11 protein-coding genes are annotated in these 19,940 nt (G+C 59.0%); 4 read left to right on the forward strand and 7 right to left on the reverse strand.

Translation table 11 applies throughout. The features are described 5' to 3' along the window. Positions 1–73: 73 nt before the first annotated feature. On the forward strand, positions 74–1,036 hold the full coding sequence (locus JIN81_RS13650) for a sodium-dependent bicarbonate transport family permease (protein ID WP_200280732.1): 963 nt from the start codon (positions 74–76) through the stop codon (positions 1,034–1,036). A gap of 198 nt (positions 1,037–1,234) precedes the next feature. On the opposite strand, the gene JIN81_RS13655 is transcribed toward JIN81_RS13650, so the two are convergent. Then, entirely contained in the window at positions 1,235–2,821 is a 1,587-nt protein-coding gene (locus JIN81_RS13655) for a glycoside hydrolase family protein (protein WP_200280734.1), read from the reverse strand. Positions 2,822–3,012: 191 nt separating this feature from the next. Between JIN81_RS13655 and JIN81_RS13660 the strand changes: the two genes are divergently transcribed. Further along, the gene (locus tag JIN81_RS13660) at positions 3,013–3,405 is read left to right on the forward strand and encodes a hypothetical protein (protein ID WP_234044905.1); all 393 of its coding nucleotides are present in this window, start codon (positions 3,013–3,015) and stop codon (positions 3,403–3,405) included. Between the two features lie 87 nt (positions 3,406–3,492). Here the strand turns inward: JIN81_RS13660 and JIN81_RS13665 are convergent, their stop codons facing one another. From JIN81_RS13665 to JIN81_RS13675, 3 genes are all read right to left on the reverse strand, one after another. Further along, positions 3,493–4,692, reverse strand: coding sequence for a nucleoside monophosphate kinase (locus tag JIN81_RS13665; RefSeq protein ID WP_200280738.1), 1,200 nt, complete (start codon positions 4,690–4,692; stop codon positions 3,493–3,495). A 197-nt stretch (positions 4,693–4,889) separates the two neighbouring features. After that, complete coding sequence (locus JIN81_RS13670; protein WP_200280740.1) at positions 4,890–5,822, reverse strand: mechanosensitive ion channel family protein; 933 nt, start codon at positions 5,820–5,822, stop codon at positions 4,890–4,892. Positions 5,823–6,099: 277 nt separating this feature from the next. Then, positions 6,100–8,718, reverse strand: a complete 2,619-nt coding sequence (locus tag JIN81_RS13675; RefSeq protein ID WP_234044908.1) for a beta strand repeat-containing protein — start codon at positions 8,716–8,718, stop codon at positions 6,100–6,102. A 292-nt stretch (positions 8,719–9,010) separates the two neighbouring features. Between JIN81_RS13675 and ppk2 the strand changes: the two genes are divergently transcribed. Then, entirely contained in the window at positions 9,011–10,000 is a 990-nt protein-coding gene (gene ppk2 / locus JIN81_RS13680) for a polyphosphate kinase 2 (protein ID WP_200280745.1), read from the forward strand. Between the two features lie 166 nt (positions 10,001–10,166). Then, on the forward strand, positions 10,167–14,153 hold the full coding sequence (locus tag JIN81_RS13685) for an autotransporter-associated beta strand repeat-containing protein (RefSeq protein ID WP_200280746.1): 3,987 nt from the start codon (positions 10,167–10,169) through the stop codon (positions 14,151–14,153). Positions 14,154–14,820: 667 nt separating this feature from the next. On the opposite strand, the gene JIN81_RS13690 is transcribed toward JIN81_RS13685, so the two are convergent. From JIN81_RS13690 to JIN81_RS13700, 3 genes are all read right to left on the reverse strand, one after another. Then, entirely contained in the window at positions 14,821–17,604 is a 2,784-nt protein-coding gene (locus JIN81_RS13690; protein ID WP_200280749.1) for a beta strand repeat-containing protein, read from the reverse strand. Positions 17,605–17,863: 259 nt separating this feature from the next. Then, positions 17,864–18,859 carry a hypothetical protein gene (locus tag JIN81_RS13695; RefSeq protein ID WP_200280752.1) on the reverse strand — a complete coding sequence of 332 codons (996 nt, stop codon included), beginning with the start codon at positions 18,857–18,859 and terminating at the stop codon, positions 17,864–17,866. Positions 18,860–19,346: 487 nt separating this feature from the next. Further along, positions 19,347–19,730, reverse strand: a complete 384-nt coding sequence (locus JIN81_RS13700) for a hypothetical protein (RefSeq protein ID WP_200280755.1) — start codon at positions 19,728–19,730, stop codon at positions 19,347–19,349. Positions 19,731–19,940 lie beyond the last annotated feature (210 nt).

Genomic DNA, 19,940 nt, shown 5'->3' on the forward strand with positions numbered 1-19,940 from the left:
AAGAACAACCGCGACTGTGATGGTCTATGTGTCGCAGCGGAGATGGCTGCGTCATCCACAATCGCACCACATCATGGAAGCACTCACCACCGTCCTCAATCCAGGCGTCCTCTTCTTCATCCTCGGTTTCGTGGCAGTCCTGCTGAAGTCGAACCTCTCCATCCCCGAGCCGGTAGTCCGTTTCCTCAGCCTCTATCTGATGCTGTCGATCGGCTTCAAGGGCGGCATCAGCCTCTACCACTCGACCCTGTCCGGTGACGGCATCGTCATCATCGGCATCATCATTGGAATGAGTGCCCTCGTGCCATTCTACTCCTACTTGCTACTGAAACGACCTCTGGGAGTGGCCGACGCAGCCGCCATTGGTGCGACCTACGGTTCCAACAGTACCCTGACCTACATCACGGCCGCAGGCTTCCTGACATCCATCGGTCAAACCTACGAAGGCTACATGACCGTTGCCCTGGTCGTGATGGAGACTCCAGCAATCATCATTTCCGTGATCATGGCCCAATGCGCCATGAAGACGAAAGCAACCAAGTCCACTTCGATGGTGATCCGCGAATCCCTCACGGACGGAACCCTGATCGTCCTCGTCGGAAGCATGGGCATCGGCTATGTGCTGACCGCCCTGGGAACTGAAGCTTCACCACTGGCGGCATTCATCGAGGGCGACATGTTCACCGGCATGCTGGTGTTCTTCCTGCTCTACATGGGAACCGTTGTGGGCCGGAAGGTTCGTGAGCTCGATCACTTCCCGCCACTACTCCTCGCTTTCGCGATCGCAGCACCGGTAGTCAACGGCCTGATCGCCATCGGACTTTGCATGATCTTCGGATTCGAGCACGGTGATGCGCTGTTGCTCACCATACTCTGTGCATCGGCCTCCTACATCGTGGCACCGGCCATCCTCAAGGACACCCTCCCGGAGGCCAACCCGGCGAAGTTTCTGACCATGAGCATGGGAATCACGTTCCCCCTGAACATCGTGATCGGAATCCCGGTCTACTGGTGGATGATCGAGCGTTTGGTGTAGCCCCAGATGGAGATGCCTAGGCAATCAAGCATCAACGAGAGTCTTCTTTCAACGGATAGGCCACCTTGATGGTTGCATCCTCGAAGGGATTCACAGTCCAGGCACCGGCGATCCCATCCGACCGACCGGTTGCTGGTCGGGCTCCCAGCCGCCTCGACTCCGAAGGTCACCGAGGTCCAGCCCCAGCCATCCAGCGCATCAACCTCCGACGAGTTGATCATCGACCTGCTCAGGGTCCCGCAGGCGATGGATCTTCAGATCATCCACGTTGAGCGATGCCGTATCCAGATAGACTCCTGCCAACCCCGCTCGGTAGGTCTGATCCGCGAGCGAAAGGACGATTCGCCCGTTGATCGAAAGTTCGAGATACGAACCATACGCAAGCAAGGAAACCGTGGCCTCGCTCCTTCCTGCCGTGTACCAGAACCCGCTCTGCAGGGTATCGAACTGCATCACATGTTCTCCCGTCTGATTCGGAGCGGTTCCCCAGGTACGAAGCTGGGCCACCCCCTTCAGTAGGTCCAGCGACAGGTAGTAGCCGTCGTGGCTATCGGGGTCGACCCGCAGGACGAGGCCACACTTCCCCTTCCCCTGCATCCTGATTGTCCCGGTAAGCCAGAAGCTCTTCAACTCCTGCTGGAAGACGAAAACCTGGAATCCATCCGGGCTCGAAACCTCCCAGCGCTCGTCCAAAGCCCGGCAGTGACCCTCTGGACCGCCATCCTTCAATGCATCGACACACCTCGTATCGATCGCTTCCTCGGTCCAGTTCTGAAACTCCTCGAAGGTCTTCAGATAGAGCAGACCATCATCATCCCGACTCAGTCGCTTGGGTGGCGGCATGATGTTGTCCGCCGTCCGGTCCTGCCGATTCATCGCGAAGAACCCCCAGAGGAGCCATCCCTTGTCATCGCGGCACAGCCGACCCGCGTAGTTGCCCTGCGGCATCAACACGTTGTCGTGATAGCTACGCCACGGACCGGAGATCTGATCGGCGTGCCAATACCGGATCTTCGCATCCTCCCGGATGCTCCCGATCATGTAGAACCGACCACCCAGCTCGAACACTCCCGGTACCTCCACATCATCATACAACTGCGGATGATGAAGGGCGGGATACGACTTGAACTGGTTCGGTGAAACCTCCTTCGCCAGGCCCACACATCCGCGGCGAACCACGGGCCCGTCCTTCACCCGGGCCGCCATGATCAGCCACCCCTGCCCATCCAGCGTGCCGAAGAACGGATCGCGGAAGCTCACCCACCGGCGTCCCTCCTCGAGTGAGGACTCGTAGTGTTCCGCAGAAGGTTCGATCGGAAAACAACTGGATTCATCGTAAAGGGAGTGAATCGAATCAGCGCGTTGAGGCTCACAGGCTTTCCTCGCCTCCTTGATCAAATCCGGATCGTTGATTCCCCGTTCATCCTGCCACCAAACCGGTGCCTTCTCCCAGGTGTAGAGATCATCACTGGTGGCGAGCCCGAGACGCTGGATGTTTCCCCGTTCCTTACGCGACAGCCCGGTGTAGAACATCCGCCACTTGCCGGCCCCGGCCGGATCCGGCGAGACATGCATCGTCCAGAGCATCAAGTCGTCCCAACTGCCCGGGGGCCCGATGAACAGCGCGTTCTTCACCCGTCTCCAGTGAATCCCGTCGGTGCTTACCGCGTGGGCAATGAAATCATGGTTGGGCAAAACGAGATGAAACAGGTGATAGACCCCCTCATGGTAGAGGACATCCACATCTCCGATGGCCTTCCGGCTTCCATCCGTCTCGGTGAACACTCCACGAATTCATCGCAGACCCGGACAAAGTGCAACCTCCATTCAAACTGTCGGGAATCCGCCCATCCCCGAAGTTACCCGCAATGGCCCGGCATGGAAGACCATGCACCCGATCCAGGATTCCGACTGACAATGGGGTCCCGGACTGCTAGCCAACCCGGATGATACTCCGAGTCATCCTCCTCCTTTCCTTGGCCTCACTTGTCCTTCATTCACACTCCGCGGAAACCCCGAAGCCGGGCTCCCCGGATCGAAAGGCCATTCTCGATGCCCTGCGCGTCCCTGTGCAGAAGGAAATCGGATTCCCCGTCATCTTCCGGGTCAGCCACCTCAAGGTGAAAGACAACTGGGCCTTCCTCAAAGGGCAACCGCGCACCAAGGACGACAAACCGATCGACTACTCGAAAACGCCGCTCGACGAGGAGGCCCGGACCGCGGATGAGCTCCTCGTCGCCGTCCTCAAGAAGACCGACGGACGCTGGCGTGTCGTCGAGCACGCCATCTTCACAACCGATGTCTGGTGGCATGGCATTCACGAGCGTCTGGGAGCACCTGCCGAAATCTTCGACTACAGCGATTCCTAGGACTCACCAAACGGCACTGCCTCCCCCATCGAAAACTACCGACAGGGAGGATGGGCGCCTCGGTTGCCGTCAAACTACCTCGACGGATCAACCGCGTCGAATGGTCGACCCCTTGAAAAATACCGAGATCCGGTAAACCCGCTTCTCGCGTGTCTCGATCTTCCCGGTCTCAAGCTCGAAGCGCTCGGGAATCTCCTGTCGGTGGATATCCACATTCGCCCGGAATCCGCGTTCGGAAAAGATGTCGATCAGGATCGCCAGAGCGACCGGCTTCGCAAAGAGCGTGTCCTCCGTGTTGATCGAGACCCGGCCACTGACCGCATAGCGGGCAATGATCGGCATCATCTTGTTCTGAATGAAGTCGACCACCCGCTTCATGATCTCCGGGTTTTCGACCTGATAGCCATCGAGGCGCTTCACCAACTCCTGTCGGGCTCGCTTGATGAGATCCTCAGCCAGAGGAATCGTCCGCAGTGAATCATAGGTCCGCGGATCGAGCTCCAGTGAACTCTGATAGTCGAGCTCGCCAATGATGTTCTTCTGAACGACTTCGATCGGCGCCTGCGCGTTGATGAAGTGGTAGTGGAAAATCTGCTTCAGCGAGACGAGCGCATCGTAGGTCATCTCCTTGAAGACCCGGTAGCGGTTCCGGGCAAGGGCGGGATCAAAGTCGGTCTTCCTCTCCTCCCACAGTTCGCCGATGCCGGACTCCTTGACCTCCGCATTGTGGGCCAGCGTCTCACGGCCACGCTTCAATTGCCGCTCGATGCTCTCCGCCTCGTCGACGAACAGCACCATGATGTGGAAGGTCGGCTGACGGAAGCGATGCGCCATCGGCGTTTTGGAGAACTCGCGCCGCAGGGAGATCATCTGATCATAAAACATCTTCAGGCACTCCACCTGCACCTTCGTCCGCGGGAAACCGTCGAGCACCGTACCATCCCGGATGTTGGACTGGAGCAGACGCAGCAGAAGCAACCGCAACACCTCCTCGTCACCAACCATTCCTCCCTCTTCCTTGATCTTGCGCGCCTCCGGAGAATTCAGCAGATCACTGATGACGATCGGCTCCGCCGAAATACCCCGCACCTTGCGGATGAAGTCGGTGTTCGTCCCCTTGCCCGATCCCGGCGCACCACCCAAGAGAATCAACTCTTTGGGAAACTGCAGGTTTTCTCGACCGAATTCGTTCTCCAGGCCTTTCCACACCCGGTTGAAAATCAGCTGGGCGTCCTTGATCTCAAGATCCTGGGGTGGGCCCGACGCAGTCTGTTCTTCAGAAGTCATCTGGCGGAACCCCACACCAACCGAAGCAGATCGTCCAGCCCAGCCCACAGCTTTCTGCACCACACGAATCGGGGCTCCGGACGTACCCGCCCTCCACCGCCCCCGTGACCCACTGCACCTCGCTTCATCGGCCGCCCCCCACTTCACCCCCCCCGGCCGAGGTGAGAGAGAGGCCGGGAAACCGGTAAGCCGCTGGATCACCCTCCGCTCGAGCCGGACGGGGCCTGCTCGAGATGACCTGCATTCTCGATCTTGAGTGGTTCGGGAAATGTCAGCGTCCGGTAAGGGAACGGGATTTCGATACCCGCATCATCCAGGGCACGCTTCACAGCCGTCACAATCTCGCTGCGTGCCTCCCTCTGCCCCATCGGCGAGGAGTCGGCCCAACAAAGAATATCGATGTCGATCGAGCTCGCACCGAAGGCAGCAACCAGCACCTTCCGATCGCGTTCCTTGTCGACCAGCGCACAGCTTTCGACCGCCTTACGGATCACTCCCAGCGATTCCTCGACGTCTTCGCCATAGGCCACCCCCGTCGTCACTTCGATACGGCGGAGATCACGACTGGTCAGCACGTTGACAGGGTTTCCGATGAGGAAGGCATTCGGCACCACAATGAGTTCCCCGTTCGTCTGGCGGATGGTGGTGAGACGCAGGTGCGTATCCACCACCTTCCCCTTCACCTCTCCACACTCGATGAAGTCACCCGGTTCGAAGGGAAACTTCCACAGCAACAAAATCCCGGCAAAGAAGTTCTGGAAGATGTCCTTGAACGCGAGGCCGATGGCCACCGACGCCAACCCCGCCGCACCCAGCGCCTTCGATGGCGTCAGACCTGGGAACAGAATCATCGCGGCGATCATCGTCCCGATCAACCACACAGCCACCTTTCCAAGGGTGACAAGCAGCTCTTCCAGCGACTTCCTCATGTTCCCCCGGTTCGTGAGTTTGCAGAAGAATTTCTGATAGATGAATGCGACGAGCCAAGTGACTGCGAGAATCGCGGCTCCGGCAGCAAGATTGGGAAGATGCGCGATGGCATCCTTCAGGATACCGCTCAGGGAGTTCGTCAGGATCGTGCTTGGACTCTTCTCCAACACCTGGGCTTCTGCGAGTAACGGAAAATCCATACCGACCTTCCTCGCTCGAGGCGTACCAACCGAAAAAACCGGGGTTTCCACAATGGAAACCGCAGGAGCCGGGCGGCATCATGCAGCATCCCCACCTTCAAGATTGCAAAATGAATGGTCCTGAAACGGTCGACGCGTGTCTTCCGGGAGACATCTCAAGAGCTGTTGGGCCTTCGGTCGGAGACCAAGCGCATGGGGTCGGCCGCCCTGAACGAAACAACCCCTGGGGAACCCCCAGAGGTCGTTTGAAAGCATTGCCCCCCTGATCCCGCCCGATTCAGTCGCGACGGCGACGAAGCAAGGCGAGAACCCCAAGGCCCCCGAGAAGGGTGATCGCTGGTTCAGGAACCACAGCGACCAAGCCGATGTCATTGCCATCCCCTGCGACGTAGCTGATCTCCCAGTCAAATCCCCCGAAGGAATCCACGACGGCCCCTTCAGCCAGACCAGCAAAGGTTCCGGTGATCGCGTCCACGCCATCGTTCAGTAGAATGAGAATCAGATCATTCTCAGCGTAGGTGCCAGCAGAGAAGGCGGTCACAAGGCTGCCACCGGAGAGGTCCACCGCACCGTTGACGATGAGTTGGTCGTGCTCCGAACCTGCAGTCAGCCCCAGAACCTCAACATTGAGCGTGCCGGCCAGCGTGTAATCTCCGCCGATCGTCATCGTTCCAGGGCTGTTCCCGGGATTATGATTCGCACCCGCTGCGACCGTGAGCGCACCCACCGCACCGCTGCCGCCAAGCGTAGAACCCGACTCAACCGTGGTCAGACTGCTGGTCAGCGAGCCGTTCACGATCAGCGTGGCACCACCCGTCACCATGGTGGCTCCGGTGTAGGTATTCGCCCCCGAGAGAGTCTGTGTTGTGCCCCCGGCGAACTCAACGTTGCCTGCGCCGCTGATCACACCCGCGTAACTGCCGGATCCAAGCGAACCGGTCACACGCAAGCTGGAGCCAGCATCAATGTTTCCGGTGTGGGTATTGGCTCCGCCGAGGATAACCGTTCCGCTATCGCTGACGACCGCGAGGTCACCCGACCCCGAGACCACGCCATTGACCGTGAGACTCTTGTTCCACCCTGCCATCAACTCGCCACCACCGGCACCAATGACCACGTCATTGTCGAGGACGGTTTCACTGTCGCGGTTCTTCAGCTGAGCACCATTATCCAGAGTCACCGCACCCGTTCCGAGCGCATTGTTTGCAGACATCTCAAGATTGACCCCGTCGACGATGACGTCGCCAGTATGCGTGCCGGTCGAATTCAACCTCAGTGTTCCGCCCGCCGTGGTCGTGCCGTAGTTCCTGCTTCCGGTATCAATCGTTAATGCGCCTGAACCGGTCAAGGGTCCGCTCATCGTCGAGGTCTTGTTGTTGAGGGAGAGCAACCCGCCCCCACTCGCAATCTCGAACTCACGCGATCCGAAATCCCGACCTTCGGAAGTCACCATTCTTGCATTATCAATGGTCACCTTTGAGCCCGCAGCACCCAGGTCCGAATCGTTGCCGACCTGAACGTTCGCTGCGTTCTGCATGACAAGACCCGTGGTGAGAGTATTGGTCATGCCCGCAATCTGAATCCTGCTATTTGCGTTCGTGCTGCCTCCACCGTCGAGAGTCAACACACCATCACCTGATATTGTCGCATTCCCCAAATTGTAGAAGGCCCTGGCATGGGCATTCTGGAAAGTTCCACCACCGGAGCCGATGACAATATTGGTGGTGCTGCCCATGTTGGTATTGTTGGCGGATCCCTCGAGCTTCGCACCATTGTCGAGTGAGATCGTGCCGGTCCCCATGAACCCAGCACTCCCGGTGCGAACCTCAACGAGCGTGCCGTCGATCGTGACATTCCCCGACAGGGTATTGCCCGCGCTTTGGAACCTGAAAATTCCGCTCTGAATGGTCAGATCTCCTGTGCCGGAAATCAAACCATCCATCGTGACCCGCTCACCACCTCCACTACTGATGGTTGCTCCGCCCGCTCCAATGGTGACATCGCGACCGTTCAGATAAATGTCATTCTTCGCGTAGAAGATACCATCATCGATCGTCAATGACTCACCTGCGGCACCCAGCGATCCATCCGCGGAAACCCATACGGTAGCACCGGTATTGATGGTGGTGCCGCCGGTGTACGTGTTCGCCGTCCCGTCCAACTGGATCTTTCCGCTTCCCGCACCCGATGGATTGTCATTGCCGTAGGTCAAACCTCCCGTTCCGGAAACAACCCCGTCGAAGCGGTAAATGTTCCTGTTGCGCGAATGAATCAGGGAGGCACCGCCACTGATGACGATATCCCGAGACCCGAGAACCAAGTGGTTGCCGTTGGCGGACAGCGAAGCGCCATTGAGGAGGGCAATACTCTTGCCTGCTTGTCCACCCCCGAAGGCATATCGGTCAGCAACAACCTCGACCCCGTCGAAGGAGATATTGCCAGTGTAGCCGGAGCTGTTGTCATCGCCGCTGGTCCCGGTGATCGTCAGAGCAGTCGCACTCCCCGCAGTGACCGTGAGATCACCCGATCCAGTGATCACACTCGAAATGTCCAGGGTCCCGTTGAGAGTCACTCCGGTAGCCTGATTGAGCACCAGTCCGGCCGTGCTGATCGTACTGTTGCCACCAACGTCGATACCGTTGGAGCCGATTTCGATGCTGCCGGACCCGGTAAGGGTGGAGCCACTACTGAAATCGAGGCCCGCCACCTGACGGATGCTCGAGAGATCGACGCTTCCGCCGGTGAAGGTGGCAATGTCGGTGGTCAGGTCGTCGGCGGGCGCTGCCCCCCCCCCAGTTGGCTCCGTCTTCGTAGGTGGTTCCGTCGCCGCCACCATTCCAAGTGATGGGTGCAGCGTGAAGGAACGCGGGAAGTCCGGTGAGCGAAACGAGGGCAAGGCTACAGGCGGAACCTGCAAAAGATGTCTTCATCAGGGGAGCTGGGTTTGGGTCGGGTCATGAGCGCAGGGATCACTCCCTGCACGATAGCGCTGATTAAATTTCAAACGGGATTCAGACAACAAGCCCGCAACCCGTAATTTCAAGTCACACAGGAAACCTCATGCTCTGACGACGTTTGCGCCCGCACCTGGACGAGCGCCATTCCGTCCCATCTCCCGGACAAAGAATCCTCCGGCAAGGCATTCTCATTGCCCCAAGACATCTTGGTTGGCATGATTCGGGGCAATCATGGCTTCCAAAAATCCTCAGGCCACCCAGCGGAACGCTGCCTCAACCAACGGTAGAAAGAAGCGTGGTCGAACGGAAGAACCGACCTCCCCGGAGAACCGGACCTATGCCGATCTCGAGGACCTTCTTGACGAACAGCATCCCGAAGGAGAGTTGACCCACGCGGCTTCACTGAAGATCGCTCATGAAAAGGGCGACTATCCCTACGCCGAGAAGATCTCCTCAAGGGACTACGAGCAGGAGAAGCTGCGATTGCAGGCGGAGCTCCTCAAGGTACAGAACTGGGTCAAGGAGGACGGCAAGCAGATCGTCTCGCTCTTCGAAGGGCGCGATGCCGCAGGCAAGGGAGGAACCATCAAGCGGTTCATGGAGCACCTCAACCCGAGGGCGGCCCATGTGGTCGCCCTCGAGAAGCCGACCGACCGCGAACGAGGCCAGTGGTACTTCCAGCGATACATCCAGCATCTCCCGACCCGTGGTGAGATGGTGTTCTTCGACCGATCATGGTACAACCGCGCAGGCGTCGAACGGGTCATGGGCTTCTGCGACCCCCTTGAATACCTGGAGTTCCTGCGGCAGTGCCCGCTGATCGAGCGGATGCTGGTCAATAGCGGCGTGAAGCTCTTCAAGTTCTGGTTCTCCGTCAGCCGGACCGAACAACTACGACGCTTCCAGTCACGCAAGACCGACCCCCTGAAACACTGGAAACTCAGTCCGGTGGATCTCAAATCGCTGCACATGTGGGAGGAATACACCAAGGCAAAGGAAGCGATGTTCTTCTACACCGACACGGCTGACGCCCGCTGGACCATCATCAAATCCGACGACAAGAAACGGGCGAGGCTCGAGTGCATGCGCCACTTCCTTCACCACCTCGACTATCCCTCGAAAAACCGGGATATCGTACGGCTCCCGGACCCAAAAATCGTCCTCTCTCCAGCGGAGATCTTTGAAAATGGAGACTACCCCCTCGACGAGTTGACCCCTTGACCGGCTCTCCCACCCTCTCGGCGAGGTCAACGCCGACGCGCCAGAGCCCTCTCGGCTCGACTACGTAGGTCACCTAGGTGACCTACAAGAAGGTTGCAGCTCGGGCTGATTCAGGAAGACTGCCGGATGACCGTCGAAAGAAAGGACGGGTCCGCCAAAATCGCCCATGATGAATGAGAAAACCGCCTCCCTGTGGCTATCCATGGGCCTGTTGATCGCGTCTGCCCAAGCCGCAACCATTACTTGGAACAACAATTCCGGCGACAATGAGTTCTCCAATCCTGCCAACTGGGTGGGTGGCTCCTTTCCTGCCTCGGAGAGCATGGTGGTGGACCTCACCGGCACCAACCGGGCAATCGTCAGTACGGGAACCACGCTGAGCAGCGACCAGATCCTGATCGGCTACAACGGAACCGACGGCGAATTCGAGCAAACGGGCGGCACCCTCACGTCCACCTCCAATCCGTCGGCTGCCAGCCGGGTCGGCAGGAACGGCGAGACCGGCACCTGGACCATGAGCGGCGGACGGGCCGACATCAACGGCATCCAGCTCGGCCTTGGCGGGGGGACCGGCAACCTCATCGTCAAGGGAGGGCATCTGAACATCTCGCGGGGTCCTGCTGGAGCCAGCCTTCACGTCGACTACGGAGGGACCGGCAACTTCGAGATCAGCGGCGGCTCCCTGATCACCCGTACCGGTGTCCGGGTCGGCGACCAAGGAACCTTCTCGGTCATCGGCCATGGAGCCTCCCGGATCGGGATCGGAACCTCCGGCCCTCTCGACGGTGAATGGTACCAAGAGGCGGGAGGCACCCTCCGCGCCCGGGTCAACGCCACCTCGACAGGCCTCAGCACGATCTTCATCGATGAAGTGGACACATCGGATGGTTCGGGAGGCAATGTCACCTTCGAAGACGGAGCCTTGCTCGACGTGGGTTTCACCGGTGGCTTCGTGAATGGCGGAACCTACACCGTGATGGAGTGGGAAGGTTCGGTGACGGATCTCGGCCTCGAGTTCGCGCCCGGAGTGGACACCAACGTCTGGAGCTTCAACGTGGACCCGGTGAACAAGAAGCTGACCGTGACCGCCACCGGCGCCCCGTTCATCGACAACACCGTGACGGTGAGCAGCATCGCCGAGCTCATCCAGTATGCAGGTGAGGACAACTTCAACGTCACCATGACCCCCGGAACCTACTGGTTGACCGGACCGGCCCAGTCCCCTGCCCCGGTCAGCCCGGACCAATGGGAATTCCTGGAGTTCAGCGGTGACCAGTCGACCTTCGATCTCACCGGTGTCACGATCAAGGTGGACACGCAGGAGCTGTCCTACTACGGCGGGACCAACCTCAACGTCGTCGAGATTTCCGGAGATGGTGTCGTCCTCGAAGGTCTGAACCTTCAGATGGTCAATGTCACCATGAATGGGGTCGATGCGTTCGGTGATCCGAGACAGTGGACGGCCGGACGGGGCGCTCAAGTGGTCCGGGTGATCGGGTCGGATACTCAGATCAGGAACTGCGAGTTCACCTCGGGCGGGTCCTACCCCTACGGCTACGGTGATGCCTTCGGCAAGGGCGCCAGACCCACGGACGGCAATGGCGTCACCAATGCGGCATTCATCTCGCACAAGAAGCAGAGCGGATTCCTGATCACAGGCGGAGCCAACAATGTATTGGTCGACAATGTCACCCTGCACATGAGGAGCTACGGCCACGGATTCTTCATGCAGCAGGGAGCCAGCGACATCAGCTTCATCGACTGCGATGTCCTTGGCGACACCATGGCAGACAGCGATGACATCATCGCCCACCCGGAGTACCAGGTGTGGCAGGCCGCCACCTACAAGGTTCCCATTCCGGCCGACATCAACATTTCCAAGCACGAGGGTGCCTTCCGGGTGTATGGAAACAGTGACCATCTCACCAATGGGTTCCCCGAATTCATCGAGAACATCACGATCACCAACTGTCGCGCCGAGCGGATGCGGGTCGGCATCGCATGCGCGGATGCCATCGGTTTCCTCAGGGTGACCGATACCGAGTTGGTGGAGTGCGAGTACGGTTTCGCACCCAGCGGCTATGGTACGGAGAGCACCTTCACCGGCTGCAAGGGAGATGCCCTCAATGGTCCCTTGATCTACTTCCAGCGCGGCGTCGACTACCCTGCCAACATGGAGATCGAACTCACCGGCACCACTCCGGGGAAAGGCATCTGGCCCATCGCCCTGATCAGCGGTGACGGCAGCAATATCACCCTCACCAGCAGCGCCAGCCCGGGAGTCTATCCGGAAGGTGCCTACATCAATCTCTCACAAAAGTGGCGGGAGTGGAGACATCGTCCCGCACCCGATCTCGATGAACTTGGCGGTGGCTACTCCGAAACCACCACCAACACGACCATCCACAACCTCACCGAGTATCCCCTGCTGATCGGACCGAACGCCACCGGCAACACGATCACCTCGAATGGAGGCGTCATCAACAAGAGCACGGGCAATACCTACACCGGAGCAACCCTCGTCCCGGCCAACATCACGATTCAGGACACCTGGACGTCCCCGCCCAACGCCATGAACGTTCCATGGGCCCAGTTTGATGGAGGGGGTAATCAGATCCTCCCCACCGCTCCCCACGAGATCTTCAGCGGCCTGCACTTTGTCGACGACCTCGACGACGTAGGAGGAAGCTACGGCACGGGCTCGGCCATCACCGTGCTGAACGGGGGCACCCTCGAACTCGATGGAGGCATGCAACTTCAGGGGGGGACCATCACCTTGGAGGGAACCGGAACGAACGGTCAGGGGGCCGCCTACTCCGACGGACAAACGAACAACGGCACGCGGATGGGCTCTTCATCCAGCTCGATCACGAACCTGACCGGAGACACCTCGATCGGTGTCGGCATCGCCGGGAACGAGCTCTTGATCGGCCCCATCGCCGGAGTCGGAAGCCTGACCAAGACCGGACCGGGACGGCTCGCCATGGAACAATTCATCGGCAATACCTTCACCGGCGCCCTCATCGTCGCGGAAGGAGAAGTGAGGACCCGCAGCGGCAAGGCAAGGAACGACCTGACCATCGCGGCAGGAGCCACCTTCTCACAGATTGGAAATCTGGGACTCAATCAGGACCCGAACGAGGTCACGGTGGTCGACGGAACGCTCAACCTGAACGATCGGGGAGTCGCTGATGGCGGCGCCTACAGCGTCGACATCGGAACCCTCTCCGGTGCGGCATCCGGCCAGATCACAGCGACCTCCACAGCGGTGACCCACACGGTCAATGTGATGGGTGACACCAGCGACGGAACTTTCGCCGGTTCGATCGGCGGCACCCTGCGGGTGGTGAAGACCGGCAACACCACCCTCACCCTTTCGGGTATCAACACCTACTCGAAGGACACCATCGTCAATGAAGGAACCCTCGTTCTTGCCGACGGTGGCGAGCTCCGTTTCCAGCCCCTCGCTGACGGGCTGACCAACCAGATCACCGGTAGCGGTTCCGGCACGGTCCAACTGGACGGCACCCTCCACCTCGATCTGAGCGGCGCCAACACCACTCACGGCAATCGATGGCAGATCGTCGATGCCGCCAACCTCTCCGAGGCCTACGGGGGGACCTTCAGCGTCAACAGTTCGCTGGGATCCTTCAGCCACAGCGGTGGGAAGTGGACGCTGGACGATGGCTCCAACCTCTGGGCCTTCAGCGAATTCGACGGCACATTGACCGTCGGAGACAATGCATCGTCCTTCGCCAACTGGGCATCCCTGACCGGGGCCACGAATGACCCGAATGCCAACGACGACACCGACGGCCTCAACAACCTGCTTGAGTTCGCCTTCGGCACCAACCCCATCATTTCGGATTCCGTTCCCTTGGACCCATCCACTCCATCGGCAGGTACTCCGGCACTTTCCGTCACCTTCAGTCCTTTGAACTTCGTCGCGCAGCATGTCCGGCGGAAGGACGGCGCCATCAACTACACCGTGCAATTCAGCAACGATCTCCTGACCTGGGAAGACAGCATTCAGTCCCCGGCCGGAGTAGTGGACCTCGATGCCGACTACGAGATCGTCGAAGTCAACTATCCGATCGTGCTCAGCAACTTCAAGAAAGCCCGGTTCTTCCGAGTCAAGGTGACGCAGAACTGAATTCCCGGGTGCCAGCGCCCGGGACGATGAAGGTCGTTTCCGGCACCCCCTATGACATCCTGCGGGGGGGCACTCGCCCGGCACGAACACCATGCCGCCGGTCGTCAGGTTGGAGCCGGTGGCGGCTTCGGCTTTCAGAACAAGAGTGGCATCGTTGAAGTGTTCGCGGATGACGGGAAACTTGATCCAACCCCTTGGTGTGATCACCCATGGCTTGGGCCGGACCATCGTCGAGCTGGAGGGTTCCACGCATAACGGTTGGCTTGCCGTTGATAAGGAGTCTTGTGCTCCGTGGGCGTGCCCCTTGTCGCCGATCGGGTGGGCCAGGTGATTGTCGACCCGGATGACGAGGTCGTGCTCCCTGGAAGGGAGGGTGCGGAGCGATTGGATGTGCGGTGCATTCAGCGAATCCCGGGCTTCACCAACTTCCTTGCCGTCAACCCAAACGCGGGATTGCCACATGACACGCTTGAGAAAAAGCTCGCTGCCGCCAACCGACCAGTCAGCGGGCATGACCATCCTACGTTTGTAGTAGGCGGGACCCACGTCCCGCGCAGATTCCAGCCCCTCACTGGGCCGGCCATACCCACAAGTTGGGCAGAAAAAAGGCGCCGGCCCAAAAGGACCGGCGCCGTGATGAATGATCAGCCAGATTGAACCATGCAGATCAGGGCATGGTCAGGTTCACTCGAGCGAACACCTTGTCCGAGCTTCCTGCAGTGACCGCAACCGTCACCGTCACCTCCTCGTATCCGGGGACGTCGGGAGTCGCAGCTCCGTCCGTCAGGGTCACCGTGATGCCATCCGCAGACCCACCACTAGGATTCCACGCACCGGTCAGAGTCGATGACCATTCGTAGCTGGCCGTCGCTCCGGCTGCATCGGTAGGACGCAGATGGGTGAAAGTGAAGGTACCGGCCCCGGTGGCGACCACGTCCACCAGTGGGCTACCTTCCCCGCCCGTGAGCGGATCCGTTCCACCGAAATACCACTCTTCGCCATTCGACAAACCGTCCAGGTCATCGTCGTCGTCGAACCCACCGACCACACCGGGATAATTCGCCGCAACCCACGCATCGTAGGCACTGCCGGCCTGCACCGTCAGTGTGACTGTTCCGGGGTTCACATCGTCGTCATAGTCGAGGATGAACGTATTCGAACCCACCGTAAGCATCGAGCCGTCCGGAAGACCATCGAAGGTGCCTGAAAGCGAACCACCCGTGTAGTCAATCAGCGTCAGCTTGGTTCCTCCCGCAAGAGCCACATCCCCACCCTGATCAATGACCGCCAGCGTCGCTGTGGATCCGATGGTGACCGCACCGGAAACCACCGACTTGGTCGCATCTTCTGCTCCAGTGTTGATGAAGCAGGCCAGCAGACTGCCGTCCTCAAGGGTGAGCGACGGAAGGGTGCCTGTGCCCGTTCCGGTCACCTGATCCCCTCCAACAAAGCTTGCACCGCTTTCCACGGTCACGTCGGAAGTGAGGCTTCCAGTCAGGATCAGCCGCCCAGCCGAGACGGTCGTGGCACCGGTATAGCTGTTGGCGCCCCCGAGCACGAGAGTCTGTGCCGCATCCTTGGTCAGCGAACCAACGCCGGTGATGTCGCCATTGTAGGTCACCGCCCAGGCACCACTCGGAGTGGTGGTTTGAATAACCCCACCTCCAGCGCCAAGGGTCATGCCGCGATTGGAATCGATCGCAAAGCTTCCACCCGTATCAGAGGACAGACGAACATTCAGGGTGCCACCGTCCAAGGTAAGGAAATCGGGGGTTGAAGCACCAGGCACCGAGCCCAGGCAATCATCGCTGCTGATCCGAAGCGCCCCTCCGGTGACCGATACCGAGGTGACGCCGACCAAGGTCTCATCGACCCGCAGCGTTCCACCCGTCACACTGATGTCACCTGTCACATCGGTGGTTCCTCCATTGTTGAGCTCCAGTGCTCCCTCGTTGACCGTCAGATCACCAAAGTCCGATGTGTAGCCTGAGGTCCGATCGAAAATCTGAGTTCCCGGTCCGTCCTTGATCAAATTTACAACAGACGAGCCCGTGAGGTTCCCGCCGTAGTTGTAACTCTCCGTATCCGCGACATCGATCGTAAGCGTCGAGGCCGTGGCACCGTTGTTCCGAATCTGCCGGGTGTTGCCGACGCCCAGTTGAACGCCACCCACGACCGCATCAAATCCCTCCAGATCCACCGTCGCATTGACTCCGCCCAATCCACCGACCGTGAGGGGGCCATCCGACCCAAACGCGTTGTCGGCTCCCAATCTGACGGTGCCTCGCAATACGTTCGTGCCACCGCCGTAGTCATTGCCCGAATTGCTGAGTGTGACCACATTACCACTGCCATCCGCAGTGCGCCCGATCGCCAGCCCACCGTTACCGGTGATCAAACCTGCGACAGAGCTCGCCGCTCCACTGGCAATGAAGCCACCACCACCATCAAGCGTGATACCACGGTTGGCATCGATCGTTACGGCACCGTTCATCCTCAGATACGCTCCCCCCTTGAGAACGATGTTGTCCGCATCGGCCGCTCCCGGAACGGCACCCAGCTTGTTGTCGTTGTTGATTCCCAGGACCGCGACGTGGCTCGTTCCATCGACGGTCGTTCCGCCGGTGTAGGTATTGGCATCCCCGCTGAAAATGTAGGTCTGATCGACTTGATTCTCTTGGAAGACGGTCGAATCAATGGTCACCCGCCCGGCGCCTGAAATCACTCCTGAGAGATTCTCCTGACGTGCGAACCGTGTGGTGAAGGTAACGTCGCCCTCCAGGACCCAATCGTTGCCGTAGGTCTCATTGCCGTTCCGCTCCGCTCTGAAAGTTGAACCTCCCGCAAGCTCGACGGTGTCGAACTGTCCGATGCTTCCCGCATTGCCCCGCACATCCGTTGCTGCGGTCACGTCGAGGGTGGCACCGGCGGCAACCCAAGTTGCTCCCGCACCCCCATTGGGCTTCTCTCCAGCGTTGAAGATTCCACCACCGTTCACCGTCAGCGTGTCACCGCTGCCGATGGAAACGCCGACATCGTTGGTCAGGTTTTGCAGGATCAGAATGTGAGCGCCCCCCGTATCCCAAACGGCGCCACCAGGCTTGATGGTCATCACACCATCGTTATCAGTCTCTGCCCTGAAAAGCAGTCGGCTCGCCCCAGAGAAACTCAGATCACCCACCGTCACACCACCCGTGGCGATCGTGACATCGTAATTGGCACCCGCATCCCCGAAAATCGCTTCGGTAGCTCCTGTATTGTCCCATGTTTGGTTTGCAGCTCCATCCCACCAGTTCGCGGTGGTGGTGTCCCATGCGCCTGCCCCGGGCGTGACACCGCCATCAAGGGCGGGGTCCCAAGTGAGCTGGGCATGGAGGTTCGAAGAAACGGCGAGAAACAGGGGCGCAGCAAGCGACGCCCCACCGGCAACGGTGAATTTGGGGTATTTCATGGTCTGGGTTTCGGGAGATTTTGATTGGGTCGATGTGGCGACCCATCCGATCCACCGAGCGGAAAACTTCCGAACTCGGCTCAACTCAAACGAACTCACCCCATCTCTTTGAAGATCTCCTTCGAACGGACCCTCCCAGCGAATGTGATCCTTTCAAGGTGTGAATTCACAAAACCTGCTCACCAATGAAACCTGGGAGAACCCTACCTTCAAAATGTCAAAGACGGGACGTCCAGCGAGGCCCCTGTCAAAACGGGCGTCACTCCACGACGATCATGCGGCAGTCTAGGTAGTAGCTCGGCTTCTTCTTGGAGGGATTGCTGTACGTTGTCGTTCCCCTGCGCGTGTTGTCGCGCTGGACGACCTCGAATTCTTCCCCGGCCCTCGGCTTCTCCACCGGCACGGTGAATTTGCCGTGATGGGAAACCGTGCTCTTCACCCCGACACTTACCAAGCGCTCCATTTCCACCGAACCTCGCACGGGAAGCTTCAGTTTGAGCGCCGGATTGTCCGTCGCCGCACTGGCCGAGAAACCCACAAAATCTTTCGAGTAGCCCTCCATGTAGTCCGTGTCCTTGGCGAGATCCAAGCCAGCCACCGCTTGCAAGGTGATGCCGGGATCAGACACCCGAACCATTCCCGCCCGTCCAAGTGGAGGATTGATCAAATCCTGAACCGGGGACGAGTTCCCGAGGCGTCCCGGCTTCTTTTCGTGCAGCACACCCATCACCCACACAGGTGGCGTGGGCTCCAAGTCACGCCCCACCAGCTTCTCCAGAATCAAGATCGTACCCTTCGCCCCGGTGAGCGCGGCCGACAGCGACCATTGCCCGTCGATCTTGTGATGAAACGAACTCTTCAGGCGGATCAAGCGAGTGTCATCGAGCTGCGCATTGAACTTGAGGCTTCGGCTCACCAAGCGGTCGCCGGTCCGATACCAAAGATGCTCGTGCCCCAGCTCCGTTCTCTTCTTCTCGCGTGGGGTGCTTTCATAGCGCATCGACTCCGTGATAATCCGCTTCTCCGGATCCTCACGCGGAATCTCCAGATTCAGCCATTCGCGAACGCCTTGCTCCGGTGTCAATCGCCGCAGCTTCGAAACCGCCTCGTCGAAGGCATCACGATCCCCATTCACTGCCCGCTCAAAGGCAGGTTCGACGTAGCGCTTGTCGATCTCCAGCACCAGCACATGCAGGGTCTCTCCAGCTGCACCACCGAGCAGCGACAGGAATAGCCACAAGCGCAAAAACATCATCTCCGAACCAACCGACGCCCCAGCCATGCGTCGAGTGGAAAAGACCACGATACGATGTGGAGCTCCCGTGCAGCGCTGGAGGACGCACTCCGGTCAGGCGAGATGATCGACCCGTACCTGTAAGCTCGCCAAATCACTTTCACCAAAGAATCCCCAGACGCGGTTTCTCTCGGTGAGGTCGCTTTTCGCTGATGCGGTTTCTGGAACGAAGTAGCCCATTTCAGTGGTCAATCACTTCCAAGTTCTGGCGCCCGATGAAAGGGCGCATTCCGCTCCGACCGAGCATTCCCACCGGACAGGCAGCAGTGCAGAAGACACCCACTGGCCCAGAACCACTGAGACCATCGCCGACCTCCAAAGGTAAACTCCAAGAACCGGCCCCAGACCCGAACAATCTCTGTTTTTCGGGACCGAAACCTTTCATTCGACACAGGACCGACCCCTTTCATTCAACACTTTCACAGACCCCTTTCACACGGACCCTTCATCAAGAATCACCACCGCCAATATACCTTCGATGAAGCGAACAGGTCCACTTCTTGAGAGTCAGCCCATCAAGATCGAAGTATAGAGAAACCAGAACAACATCCCCACGATTCAGCTCAATGTCCCCATGATCGTATATTGCATCTATCACAACCTCGCCATCGAGCCCCTCCCGCTCTACAAAAGCAAAATTCCTGAGATGTTCTATTGCTTTGCCTATAGGCATTCCAACACTGAGCAATTCAGATACATCAGATTCCTTCAAAGGAACTGACCCGCCGTGCTGTTTCTGTTGACCATCGGCATCAACATTCAACGTCTTCTCTTCTTGGCAACCGCAAATCACCAGCAGGACACAAGACAGAGTGATATATCGATTAGGCATCAAAAGAGGATCGAAAAATTAAAGCTTAACATCTTGCTCAATCTCATGGACATGTGTGTTTGCGGGACCGACCCCTTTCAATGGTTTTGGGATAGCTTCTATTCTAAGGATTGATCATACCTGTCCAAAACAGGGAATTGAAGCGGCCTCCTTGAAGGAGTGAAATCGGGGTGAAATGATATCCAACCACACCCCAGACAAGGAGGCCTG

Source organism: Haloferula rosea, assembly GCF_016595525.1.
Lineage (GTDB): Bacteria > Verrucomicrobiota > Verrucomicrobiia > Verrucomicrobiales > Akkermansiaceae > Haloferula > Haloferula rosea.